The sequence below is a fragment of the Streptomyces rubradiris genome, assembly GCF_016860525.1.
Lineage (GTDB): Bacteria > Actinomycetota > Actinomycetes > Streptomycetales > Streptomycetaceae > Streptomyces > Streptomyces rubradiris.
Genome location: NZ_BNEA01000015.1, coordinates 5,362,439 through 5,374,680, shown reverse-complemented (window position 1 = coordinate 5,374,680; position 12,242 = coordinate 5,362,439). Strand labels below are relative to the sequence as shown.

Annotated in this window: 8 protein-coding genes and 1 pseudogene; all 9 read right to left on the bottom strand. The window is 71.3% G+C overall.

The window, feature by feature from the left end; translation table 11 throughout:
- Positions 1-11 precede the first annotated feature (11 nt).
- The 9 genes and pseudogenes from Srubr_RS37145 to Srubr_RS37105 all read right to left on the bottom strand — a co-directional run bounded on the left by Srubr_RS37145 (position 12) and on the right by Srubr_RS37105 (position 12,122).
- On the bottom strand, positions 12-785 hold the full coding sequence (locus Srubr_RS37145; protein WP_189995365.1) for a TIGR03936 family radical SAM-associated protein: 774 nt from the start codon (positions 783-785) through the stop codon (positions 12-14).
- 48 nt (positions 786-833) lie between these two features.
- A complete protein-coding gene (locus tag Srubr_RS37140; protein WP_189995367.1) occupies positions 834-1,880 on the bottom strand; it encodes a hypothetical protein in 1,047 nt (348 codons plus the stop codon).
- 144 nt (positions 1,881-2,024) lie between these two features.
- Positions 2,025-3,986, bottom strand: coding sequence for a TIGR03960 family B12-binding radical SAM protein (locus tag Srubr_RS37135; RefSeq protein ID WP_189995369.1), 1,962 nt, complete (start codon positions 3,984-3,986; stop codon positions 2,025-2,027).
- A 97-nt stretch (positions 3,987-4,083) separates the two neighbouring features.
- Positions 4,084-5,579 (bottom strand): annotated as a pseudogene (locus Srubr_RS37130) (CYTH and CHAD domain-containing protein).
- Positions 5,580-5,639: 60 nt separating this feature from the next.
- Positions 5,640-6,836 carry a rod shape-determining protein RodA gene (gene rodA / locus Srubr_RS37125; RefSeq protein ID WP_189995371.1) on the bottom strand — a complete coding sequence of 399 codons (1,197 nt, stop codon included), beginning with the start codon at positions 6,834-6,836 and terminating at the stop codon, positions 5,640-5,642.
- Positions 6,833-9,088 (bottom strand): penicillin-binding protein 2, encoded by a 2,256-nt coding sequence (mrdA, locus tag Srubr_RS37120; RefSeq protein WP_189995373.1) that lies wholly within the window; start codon positions 9,086-9,088, stop codon positions 6,833-6,835. The genes rodA and mrdA overlap by 4 nt, the downstream gene beginning before the upstream one ends.
- Positions 9,089-9,276: 188 nt before the next feature.
- On the bottom strand, positions 9,277-9,954 hold the full coding sequence (gene mreD, locus Srubr_RS37115; RefSeq protein WP_189995375.1) for a rod shape-determining protein MreD: 678 nt from the start codon (positions 9,952-9,954) through the stop codon (positions 9,277-9,279).
- Positions 9,955-9,966: 12 nt separating this feature from the next.
- Positions 9,967-10,935 (bottom strand): rod shape-determining protein MreC, encoded by a 969-nt coding sequence (gene mreC / locus Srubr_RS37110; RefSeq protein WP_189995377.1) that lies wholly within the window; start codon positions 10,933-10,935, stop codon positions 9,967-9,969.
- Positions 10,936-11,102: 167 nt separating this feature from the next.
- Positions 11,103-12,122: a rod shape-determining protein gene (locus tag Srubr_RS37105; RefSeq protein ID WP_030790429.1), complete on the bottom strand. Its 1,020-nt coding sequence runs from the start codon at positions 12,120-12,122 to the stop codon at positions 11,103-11,105.
- Between the last annotated feature and the right edge of the window lie 120 nt (positions 12,123-12,242).

Sequence of the window (12,242 nt, the reverse complement as noted above, 5' to 3'; positions counted from 1 at the left end):
GACGTCCGTCCCTACGCGGGACCTTCCGGCATAGGCGCCGTCGCGGCGGCCGGCTGGGCCGTCAGGGCCCCGGCAGCCTCGCGGTCGGGCGCGAGCGGGTCGGTCACCGTGCCGGTCTCTTCATCGAACAGCCCCTGCGCCAGCCTGGTCACCGCTGCGGGGACCGGCGGCGCCAGGTCGGCCACGGCGCGGAGACCGGACAGGACGTCGTCGGGTCGTACGGCAGGCGTCACGTGCCGAACAACCAGCCGCAGTATCGCACAGGGCCGGTCGCTCGGCCTATCAGCCGGAGCGCCGTGCGTTTCCAGGCTCACCACGGCCGGGCGGGCGTCGAAGGTGCGGACGCCGTTCTTCGTCATCCGCTGCACCTCCACGGCCTCGGCCTTGGTGAAGGCCTCGACCGCGCGCTCGGCCTCGGCCGGCTCCACGCCGTCCAGCCGCAGCTCCCAGACGGAGGCCGTCAGCCGGTCGGCGAGGCCGGAGGTCCGTGCCTCGACCGCCTCGACGATGTCGAGCCCGGCGGGCAGCGACTCGTCGAGGAGGGCGCGCAGGGTCTCCGGGTCGCGCGGTGCGGTGAGCGCGATCTCCAGGTACTCCGCCTCACTGCCCGTGCCGGTGGGTGCGGCATTGGCGTACGACACCTTGGGGTGCGGCGTGAACCCGGCCGAGTACGCCATGGGCACCTCGGCGCGACGCAGCGCCCGCTCGAAGGCGCGCTGGAAGTCTCGGTGGCTGGTGAACCTCAGGCGGCCGCGCTTGGTGTAGCGCAGGCGAATGCGCTGCACCGCGGGTGCGGGCGGCGGGCCTTCGGGCTGTCGCTTGCCCAGTGTCGCTCAGTCCTTCGTGAGTGCGGTCGTACTCCTACCAAGAGTACGTGTGTCGCGGACCACGGGTTCCCGCCGGTCCACCGCGGCCGGCTGCCGGGAGGTGCCGAACAGCATCCGGCGGAACTCGGCACGGGCCTGCCGTACCGTGTCGCGGGCCGTGGTCACCGCCGCCCGGGCCACCCGGCCCACCGCGCGCACGCCCGCGGCGACGGGCCGCAGGACGGCGTCGCGCACCGCGTGCCCGACCGGAGTGAGGACGGTGCGGTACACCCAGCGCACCGGTTCCACGAGGATCCACCGGAAGAGGGTGGCGAGGACGCGTCCGACGGCCCGGGAGATCCGCCCCGCGATCCGCCAGGCGTGTCCGAGGGCGTCCCGCACCTCGCGGGCGAGGAGCGCCAGGAACCGGCCGACGGGCGCGAGCACCCAGCGCCACACCGCGAGCGCGGGCAGGACGAACAGGATTCGGGCGGTCCAGTACAGGGCGAGGCCGATCCCGGTGACGAGGAGGCCCAGCAGCCGGGCGAGTCCTCGCGCGCACCAGGCGACGGCCCGGCCGACGGGGGCGAGGAACCAGGTGTGGAGCCACCGCGCGGGGACGACGACCAGGTACCGCACCAGCCAGGCCAGCGCCCGCCCGACGGGCACCAGCACGCGCGCGTACACCCACGCGAGCCCGGCGCCGATCGCGCGCGCCAGCCAGGCGAGGGCGTGTCCGACGGGGGTGAGGACGTACCGGTAGCACCACACGGCCGGCACGACGACGAGGACCCGGCCGAGCCAGGCGAGTGCGAGGCCGACGGGGACCAGCAGGTACCGCCACAGGGCCACGAAGGGCCAGACGAACAGGGCCCTGCCGGTCCACAGGAGGGCCCGTCCGAGTGGTTTGAGCACGGTGTCCCGCAGAAGCCGTCCGGTGACGACGAGCGCGTCCCACACCATCCGCACCGGCACGACCAGCACCAGGACGACGATCCGCACGGGCAGGCGGACGGCGACGACGAGGCAGCCCTCGGGCTCCCGGCGCGGCTCCGGCGACTTCTGAAGATCCATGACCGAGAAGACGCGCGGACCGGCCGATCGGATGCGACCCTGTCATGTTCATCACGAAATACGCGGGCGCCGTGAGCACGCGGAAGGGGTGGCCGGCAGCCGTCGCGGGCCGCCGGACACCCCTGTCCGACCGGAGAGAGGGCCTCAGTGCGTGTGGCCGCTCGCCGCCGGTGCGGGAGCCGCGTTCTTCACCGTCAGGGGCAGCAGCTTCTTGCCCGTCGGGCCGATCTGGATGTGGGTGTCCATCTGGGGGCAGACACCGCAGTCGAAGCACGGCGTCCAGCGGCAGTCCTCGACCTCGGTCTCGTCGAGGGCGTCCTGCCAGTCCTCCCAGAGCCAGTCCTTGTCCAGGCCGGAGTCGAGGTGGTCCCAGGGCAGGACCTCCTCGTAGCCGCGCTCCCGGGTGGTGTACCAGTCGACGTCCACGCCGAAGGGGGCGAGGGCCTTGTCCGCGCACGCCATCCAGCGGTCGTAGGAGAAGTGCTCGCGCCAGCCGTCGAACCGGCCGCCGTCGTCGTACACCGCGCGGATCACCGCGCCGACGCGGCGGTCGCCGCGGGAGAGCAGGCCCTCCACGATGCCGGGCTTGCCGTCGTGGTAGCGGAAGCCGATCGAGCGGCCGTACTTCTTGTCGCCGCGGATCTTGTCGCGCAGCTTCGCCAGGCGCGCGTCCGTCTCCTCGGCCGACAGCTGCGGCGCCCACTGGAACGGGGTGTGCGGCTTGGGCACGAAGCCGCCGATGGAGACCGTGCAGCGGATGTCGTTGGAGCCGGAGACCTCGCGGCCCTTCTGGATGACGCGCGTGGCCATGTCGGCGATCTGGAGGACGTCCTCGTCGGTCTCCGTCGGCAGGCCGCACATGAAGTACAGCTTCACCTGGCGCCAGCCGTTGCCGTACGCCGTCGCGACCGTACGGATCAGGTCCTCTTCCGAGACCATCTTGTTGATGACCTTGCGGATGCGCTCCGAGCCGCCCTCGGGGGCGAAGGTCAGACCGGACCGGCGGCCGTTGCGGGTCAGCTCGTTGGCCAGGTCGATGTTGAAGGCGTCCACGCGGGTGGAGGGCAGGGACAGGCCGATCTTGTCGTCCTCGTACCGGTCCGCGAGGCCCTTGGCGATGTCGCCGATCTCACTGTGGTCGGCCGAGGACAGGGACAGCAGGCCCACCTCCTCGAAACCGGTCGCCTGCAGGCCCTTTTCGACCATCTCGCCGATGCCCGTGATGGAACGCTCGCGCACCGGACGGGTGATCATGCCGGCCTGGCAGAAGCGGCAGCCGCGGGTGCAGCCGCGGAAGATCTCCACGGACATCCGCTCGTGGACGGTCTCGGCCAGCGGCACCAGGGGCTGCTTCGGGTACGGCCACTCGTCCAGGTCCATGACCGTGTGCTTGGACACCCGCCACGGCACGCCGGAGCGGTTGGGCACCACACGGGCGATCCGGCCGTCCGGCAGGTACTCCACGTCGTAGAACGCCGGGACGTACACCCCGCCCGTCCTCGCGAGGCGGAACAGCACCTCCTCGCGGCCGCCGGGACGGCCCTCGGCCTTCCACTCGCGGATGATCCGGGTCATGTCGAGGACGGCCTGCTCGCCGTCGCCGATCACGGCCGCGTCGATGAAGTCGGCGATCGGCTCCGGGTTGAAGGCCGCGTGACCGCCGGCCAGGACGATCGGGTCGTCCTCGGTGCGGTCCCGGGACTCCAGCGGGATGCCCGCCAGGTCCAGCGCGGTGAGCATGTTCGTGTAGCCCAGCTCCGTGGAGAAGCTGAGGCCGAGCACGTCGAACGCCTTCACCGGGCGGTGGCTGTCCACCGTGAACTGCGGGACGCCGTGCTCGCGCATCAGCGCTTCCAGGTCCGGCCAGACGCTGTAGGTGCGCTCGGCGAGGACGCCCTCCTGCTCGTTGAGGACCTCGTAGAGGATCATGACGCCCTGGTTGGGCAGACCCACCTCGTACGCGTCCGGGTACATGAGCGCCCAGCGGACGTCGCACTCGTCCCACGGCTTGACCGTGGAGTTGAGCTCTCCGCCGACGTACTGGATCGGCTTCTGCACGTGCGGGAGCAGAGCTTCGAGCTGCGGGAAAACCGACTCGACAGGCATCTCGCGAACCTTCATGAGCTGACGGGGGTACCCCCGGCCGGAGGCTGGGGGGGGGTGACCATCAAGCGTAACCCGCCCGGCGGGTCGCCCCGCACGCTCAGCCGGACAGCCCGTCGGCGATCTTCTTCCACCGCCCTTCCAGCTCCGCCACCAGCCGGGCCGCGTGCCCCTCCTCCCTGCCGTACAGCAGCCCGTAGGCGAACGCGTTCTCCCCCGCCGCGTGGGCCACCGCGGCCAGCTCGCGCAGGGTGTGCCGGGCCATGACGCCGTCCTGGTGGTCGCCGAGCAGGGTGGTCAGGCTCTTCATGGCCTTGGTGAGGGCGCGGGCGGGGCCGCCCAGGGCGTCGGTGGCGGCCTCGGCGGCGTAGCGGGTGCGCTTGGCCTTCTTGCGGGCCTCGTGCAGCGCGCGGTCGCGCTCCTGCCCCGCCGGCAGGGCGAGCGCGTGCTCCATCAGGGCCGCCAGCTTCCGCTCGTCCTTGCGTACGGCCTTGGCGAGCGTCTTCTTCGGTTTCCGCCCGGCCGTCGCGCGCAGCGGGGGTCGGCGAGCAGGGCGTCCAGGGCGTCGAGCAGGGCCAGATAGCGGCGCGAGTCCAGGACGCCGGTCAGATGGGCGCGGGTGCCGTGGCGGGCCTCGGCCCAGGCGGTGAGCCGTTCCGGGACGGGGCCGGTGACCAGGGCGGGCGGGAGCGCGTCGAGGGCGCTCGTCAGCCGGTCGGCCAGCACCTCCCGGTCGCGTGCGACGCCCAGCTCGCCCGCGAGCCACTTCAGCTCGGCCCCCACGGGGCCGGTCACGGCGCGGTCGAGGACGCCGGTGAAGGTGCGCAGGGTGGCGCGGGCGCGGCGGGTGGCGACCCGCATCCGGTGCACCGAGTCGGGGACGCCGCGGCGCACGGCGGGGTCGAGCGTGACCAGCGCGTCCCGCTGGGCGCGCAGATAGGCGAGGACATGGTCGCCGGCGGTCACGGGCGCGGCGGGCCCGGCCTGCTTCCCGGGGTCCGGCGCGGTCTCCGCCAGGGCGCGGGCCAGTTTCGACGCGGCGGCGGACGGCCGGACCCCGGCCTCGCGCAGCCGCTCCTCCAGCCGGTCGAGCAGGGCCGGGTCGCCGCCGTCGGCCAGTTCCACCTCGATCTCGGTCCACCGGGCGGTCCCGCCGGGGCCGGTCAGCCGCTCGGCGGTCACGGTGTCGACGCTCGCCTCGGCCAGCAGGGTGCCCCGCGCGTCGACCAGGTGCCGCACGTCCCGCGCCGAGCGCAGCCGGACCAGCGGCACCAGCGCGCGGTCGCGGACCCGGGAGCGGACGAGGGCGGCGATCTCCCCGGGCACGCTGTCGCCGAGCGGGGCCCGGATCTCGTCGCGGACCCCGGGGGCGACGGGGAACTTCAGATGCCAGCCGGCGTCCGAGCCCCCGGTGCGCCGGCGCAGGGTGAGCGAGTCTGCGGCCAGGCGTTCGTCGGCGGTGTCGTAGTAGGTGGCGTCCAGCTCGGCCACGCCCCGGTCGAGGACGGCGGCCACCGGGCCGACGCCGGTCAGGTCGGGCAGCTCGCTGTCGTCGGCTTCGTACTTGCGTTCGATCTCGCGTTTCGTGTCCGCCATGTACCGAATCTAGTGGCGGCGGCGCCCCCGCGGCAGAGGGCACCGCCGTCACCGGGAGGGCTACGCCGACATCGGCCGCTGTACCTTGATCGACTGGAGCAGGCCCACGGCCACCCACACGGCGAACATCGACGAGCCGCCGTACGACACGAACGGCAGGGGCAGACCCGTGACCGGCATGATGCCGAGGGTCATGCCGATGTTCTCGAAGGACTGGAAGGCGAACCAGGCGACGATCCCGGCGGCCACGATCGTCCCGTACAGCTCGGTCGAGTCGCGCGCTATCCGGCAGGCGCGCCACAGCAGCAGCCCGAGCAGGAAGATGATGAAACCGGCGCCGACGAAGCCCAGCTCCTCCCCCGCGACCGTGAACACGAAGTCCGTCTGCTGCTCGGGCACGAACTGGCCGGTGGTCTGCGAGCCGTGGAAGAGCCCGGCGCCCGTCAGACCGCCGGAACCGATGGCGATGCGGGCCTGGTTGGTGTTGTAGCCGACGCCCGAGGGGTCCAGGTCCGGGTTGGCGAAGGCCGCGAACCGGTTGATCTGGTACTCGTCCAGGATGTGCAGCTGCCAGATCGCCACGCAGCCGATCACCCCGGCGGCGAGCAGGCCGAACACCCAGCGGTTGGAGGAGCCTGAGGCGAGTAGCACGCCCAGGACGATCGCCACCATGGCCAGCACCGAGCCGAGGTCGGGCATGAGCAGCAGGATCATGATGGGGACGGCGGCCAGGCACAGCGACTGGAACACCGTCCGGTGGTCGGGGTACGGCTTGTCGCCCGCGTCGACCCGCGCCGCCAGCAGCATGGCCATGCCCAGGATGATCGAGATCTTGAGGAACTCGGCCGGCTGGAGCGAGAAACCGCCGATGACCAGCCAGTTGCGCTGGCCGTTGATCGTCGCCCCGAGCGGGGTGAGGACGACCAGGGCGAGCAGCACCGACAGGCCGTAGAGGATCGGCACGGCGTTGCGCAGGGCGCGGTGGCCGAGCCAGATCGTGGCGGTCATCAGGGCGATCCCGATGCCGAGGTTCATCAGGTGCCGCAGCAGGAAGAAGTACGGGTCGCCCTGGTTCAGCTCGGTGCGGTTGCGGGTCGCCGAGTACACCAGCAGCGAGCCCAGCAGGGACAGCGCGGTGGCCGCGAACAGGATCGGCCAGTCCAGCCGGCGGGTGACCGAGTCACGGGCGAAGAGCCTGGCCCAGCCGGGCCGTTCGGGGCCGTACCGGGAGACGGAGAAGCTGTTCGTGCCGGTCATGAGGGCATCCTCCGGCTTCCCCGGGCCCGGTGCCCGCGGCGCCTGCGGGTGTCGCGGTTGCCGGTCGTGGGCGACGGCGTGGTGCCCGCGGGCTGCTGGTCGTCGCCGTTGGTCGGGTTGTCCTTCTGGGCGGTCTCGGTGTCCTTCGCCGGGTCGCCGGTGATCTTAGGGGCGGCGATGGTGCCGTCCGTGCGGACCTTGGGCAGGCCCTTCTGCGGCTCGGGCAGCAGCGCCTTCCCGTTGTCGACGGAGCCGTCGCCCTGGACGCCGTAGAGCGCGCTGTAGATGTTGCGCACGGCCTCACCGGAGGCACCGGAACCCGTACCGGCCTGGGCGATCGTCATGATCACCGTGTAGTCCTTCGAGTAGGTGGCCAGCCAGGAGGTGGTCTGCTTGCCGTAGACCTCCGCCGTACCGGTCTTGCCGTGCAGCGGGATCTTGTCCTGGGGCCAGCCGCCGAACTTCCAGGCCGCCGTGCCACGGGTCATGACGCCCGCGAAGGCGTCGTCCATGCCCTTGAGGGTGGCCTGGCTGACCGGGAGCTTCCCGCGCTTCTTCGGCTTGATCTCCCGCACGGTCTTGCCGTCGGGGCTGATGACCGCCTTGCCGATGGTCGGCTGGTACATCGTGCCGCCGTTGGCGACGGCGCCGTAGATCACGGCCTCCTGGATCGGCGTGACGAGCGTGTCGCCCTGGCCGATGGAGTAGTTGATCGAGTCGCCCTCGCGCATCTTGTTGCCTTCGAGGCAGTTCTCGTAGGCGATCTTCTCGACGTACGAGCCGTCCTTCTTGCCGGTCTTGCACCAGGCGTCCTTGTTGGCCTCCCAGTACGCCTGCTTCCAGCGGCGGTCGGGGACCCGGCCGGTGACCTCGTTGGGCAGGTCGATGCCGGTCTCCTTGCCGAGGCCGAACTGGTGGGCGGCCTTGTAGAAGTAGTCCTTCGGGGTGCCCTTGGGGTTGCTGCCGCCGTCCCTCTTCCACTCCTTGTCGGCCAGGTAGTAGAAGACGGTGTCGCAGGAGACCTCCAGGGCGCGGCCCAGGGAGATGGGCCCGAAGTTCTCGCCCTCGAAGTTCTTGAAGACCTGGTTGCCCACCGAATAGGAGCTGGTGCACGGGTAGCGCCCGTCGAAGGCGTAGCCGGCCTCGACGGCGGCGGCCGTGGAGATCACCTTGAACGTCGAACCGGGCGCGGCCTGACCCTGTATGGCCCGGTTCAGCAGCGGGTAGTCGGAGTCCTTGCCGGTGAGGGCCTTGTAGTCCTTGGCGGAGATGCCGCCGACCCAGACGTTCGGGTCGTAGGTCGGCGCGGAGGCCATCGCGACGATCCGGCCGGTCTTGGCCTCCATCACCACCACGGCACCGGAGTCGGCCTTGTAGTTGGTGCCCGTGATCTTGTCGTACTGCTGGCGGGCGACCTTCATCGCCTTGTCCAGTTCGTACTCCGCGACCCGCTGGACGCGGGAGTCGATGCTGGTCACCAGGTTCGCACCGGGCTGCGCCGCCTCCGACTCGGCCTTGCCGATGACCCGGCCGAGGTTGTCGACCTCGTAGCGGGTGACGCCGGCCTTGCCGCGCAGCACCTTGTCGTACGTCCGCTCCAGGCCGGAGCGACCGACCATGTCGGAGCGCAGGTACGGCGAGTCGGTGTCCTTGGCCTGCTGGATCTCCTCGTCGGTGACGGGCGAGAGGTAGCCGAGCACCTGCGCGGTGTTGGACTTGCCGGGGCCCGGGTAGCGGCGCACGGCCTCGGGTTCGGCGGTGATGCCGGGGAAGTCCTCGGAGCGCTCGCGGATCTGCAGGGCCTGCTGGGGCGTGGCCTCGTCGGTGATCGGGATCGGTTGGTACGGCGAGCCGTTCCAGCAGGGCCGGGGGGTCTTGGCGTCGCACAGCCGGACCTTCTGCGTGACCTCCGTCGGGTTCATGCCGAGGACACCGGCCAGCTTGGTGAGGACGGCCCGGCCGCCGTCCTTCTGCTTGGTCAGCTCGGTGCGGGAGGCGGAGACCACCAGCCGCGTCTCGTTGTCCGCGAGGGGGACGCCGCGGGCGTCCAGGATGTCCCCGCGCACGGCGGGCTGGACCACCCGCTGGACGTGGTTGCCGGACGCCTCCTTCTGGTACTCCGCGCCCTCGCGGATCTGGAGGTACCACAGCCGGCCGCCGAGCGTGCCGAGGAGGGAGAGGACGAGGATCTGGATCACGACGAGCCGGATCTGGACCCGCGGGGTCCGACCGGTCTCGGGAATGTTGGTCACTGCGGCTGTCTCCCCCTCTCAGTGCGCGGACGTCCGCGCGCGGACGTCGGTGCGTGCCATGGGCGTACTGGGCACCCGGGCTTGAACCCGCCGCCCCCGTACGCATGATGAACGACCGGCCTGTGAACTCGCGTTCCAGGAGAGCCGACCCGTTCGAGTGAACCTGCCGGGTGCGAACCCGTCGCCGCTCACAGCCGCTTGACCCCCTTGATGCGGCCGACCCGGGCGGAGCGGGTGCGGGCCTTGGCCTTCAGCGCGCCGATCCCTCCGCGCCGGCCGCCGACGCGCAGACCGGTGCCGGAGGACAGCCAGCCGGAGGAGATGTCCCCGGCCTTGGCGGCGGAGCCGGTCTCGGTGAGCGGGTCGTTGTCGGCACGGCGGGCCAGCCACATCACCCCGGGCACCACGAACGGGGCGAGCAGCAGGTCGTACAGGGCGGCCGAGAACAGCAGCCCGGGCAGGCCGACATGGCGGGCGGCGGTGTCGCCGACCAGGGCGCCCACCCCGGCGTAGAGCAGGGTGGAGCCGACGGCGGCGGCGACCACGACGGCCATCGGACCGGTCGCCGACTTCAGCCGGCCGTTCTCCGGCCGGATCAGACCGGCGAAGTAGCCGGTGACGCACAGCACGAGCGCGTAGCGGCCGGCCGCGTGGTCGGCGGGCGGGGCCAGGTCGGCGAGCAGTCCGGCGCCGAACCCGACGAGGGCGCCGCCCACATGGCCGTACACCATCGCCAGGCCGAGGACGGTGAGCAGCAGCAGGTCGGGCACCGCGCCCGGCAGGTGCAGCCGGGCCAGGACGCTCACCTGGAGCACCAGGGCCACCACGACCAGCGCGCTGGACAGCAGGATCCGGTTGACACGCATGGGATTCGGCTCCTACTGCTGCTCGTCGCTGGCGGTGTCGGTGTTCGCGTCGCCGTTGGGGACGGGGGCGCCGGCCGACGGGGTCACCGTGACGGTCACCGTCGGCGTCGGCACCGGCTTCGGCTTGGCCGGGAGCACGGTGTCCCGCGGGTTCTTCTTGGGGCCCTGCACGACCACGCCGACGATGTCGAGCTTGGTGAAACCGACGTACGGGGTGACGTACAGGGTGCGGGTGAGGCCGCCGCCGGAGGGGTCGACGCGGGAGACCACACCGACCGGGACGCCGGGCACGAACGGCTTGTCGGCCTCGGAGCCGAAGGTGACGAGCCGGTCGCCCTTCTTCACCTCCGCCTTGCCGTTGAGCAGTTCCACGCGCAGCGGGCGGTCCCCCTGGCCGGAGGCGAAGCCGAGTTCGTCATTGCCCTCGATGCGGGTGCCGACGGTGAAGTCCGGGTCGTTGGCGAGCAGCACGGTGGAGGTGCTGGGGCCGACGGTGGTGACCCGGCCGACCAGGCCGTCCCCGTTGAGGACGGTCATGTCCCGCTTGATGCCGTCGTCGGCGCCCGCGTCGATGGTGATGGTCCAGGAGAAGCCCTGTGCCGACCCGATGGCGATGACCTGGGCGCCCTTGATGGCGTACTGCCCCGCGCCGGCGACCTTCATCAGCTTGTCGAACTGCTTCAGGCGGCTGCGGTTGCGGTCGTCGCTGCCGAGCTCGGCCTTGAGGGCCGCGTTCTCCTTCTCCAGCGCGGCGAGCCGGTCGTGCCGGGTGCCCGAGTCGCGGACGGCGGAGACGGCGTCGCCGACCGGGTCGACCACACCGGACAACCCGTCCTCGACCGGGCCGAAGACCGCCGCGGCGGCGTGCCGGGCACCGTCGACCGGGGAGTTCCGTCCTCCCCGGATGTCCACCGTGATCAGCGCGAACGCGATGGCGACCAGCAGGACCAGGAGCAGCCGGCTCTCTTTCGTGTCCCTCACGTGCGGCGGCCGTGCCCTTCCTCAAGTAGGAATTCGGCGGGCCTTTCGGAGAACGCGAATGGCGCCGCGCGAACCGAAGAGGCCCAATAGGGGGAGCGTATGCCTCTATATCAACGATCCGCCGCACGAGAGGAGAACGTCTCGTACGGCGGAATGGAGGAGTGACGTCATCTGCGCGGCTGGGCGTCCAGAACCTGCTGGAGCGCCTCGAACTCCTCGACGCACTTCCCGGAGCCGAGCGCGACGCTGTCCAGCGGATCCTCGGCGATGTGGATCGGCATGCCGGTCTCCCGGCGCAGCCGCTCGTCCAGCCCGCGCAGCAGCGCCCCGCCGCCGGTCAGCACGATCCCCCGGTCCATGATGTCGCCGGAGAGCTCCGGCGGGCACTTGTCGAGGGTGGTCTTCACCGCGTCCACGATCGCGTTGACCGGCTCCTCGATGGCCTTGCGGACCTCGGCCGCCGAGATGACGACCGTCTTCGGCAGCCCGGACACCAGGTCACGGCCGCGGACCTCGGTGTGCTCGTCGGTGTCCAGGTCGTACGCCGAACCGATCGTGATCTTGATCTGCTCGGCGGTGCGCTCGCCCAGCAGAAGGCTGTACTCCTTCTTGATGTACTGGATGATCGCGTTGTCCAGCTCGTCCCCGGCGACGCGGATGGACTGGGCGGTGACGATCCCGCCGAGCGAGATGACCGCGACCTCCGTGGTGCCGCCGCCGATGTCCACCACCATGTTGCCCGTGGCCTCGTGCACCGGCAGTCCGGAGCCGATGGCGGCGGCCATGGGCTCCTCGATGATGTGCACCTGGCGGGCGCCGGCCTGGGAGGACGCCTCGATGACCGCGCGGCGCTCGACTCCCGTGATGCCCGAGGGCACGCAGACCACGACCCGCGGCCGGGCCAGGTACCGCCGCTTGTGGATCTTCAGGATGAAGTAGCGGAGCATCCGCTCGGTGATCTCGAAGTCGGCGATCACACCGTCCTTCAGCGGACGCACGGCCACGATGTTGCCCGGCGTCCGGCCGATCATCTTCTTGGCTTCCGAACCGACCGCCAGGATCCCACCCGTGTTGGTGTTGATCGCCACGACGGACGGCTCGTTCAGTACGATTCCGCGACCCCTGACGTACACCAGCGTGTTGGCGGTCCCGAGGTCGACAGCCATGTCACGGCCGATGAACGACATTGAGTTCCCCATCCGGATTCATCTGGCCTCCCTGCGCTTTTGAGGGCATGTCAGGTAGGCGAGGCGGGTGCTGTGACGTGAAGGCTTCCATCGTAAACGCGCCGCCACGAACACTGCGCG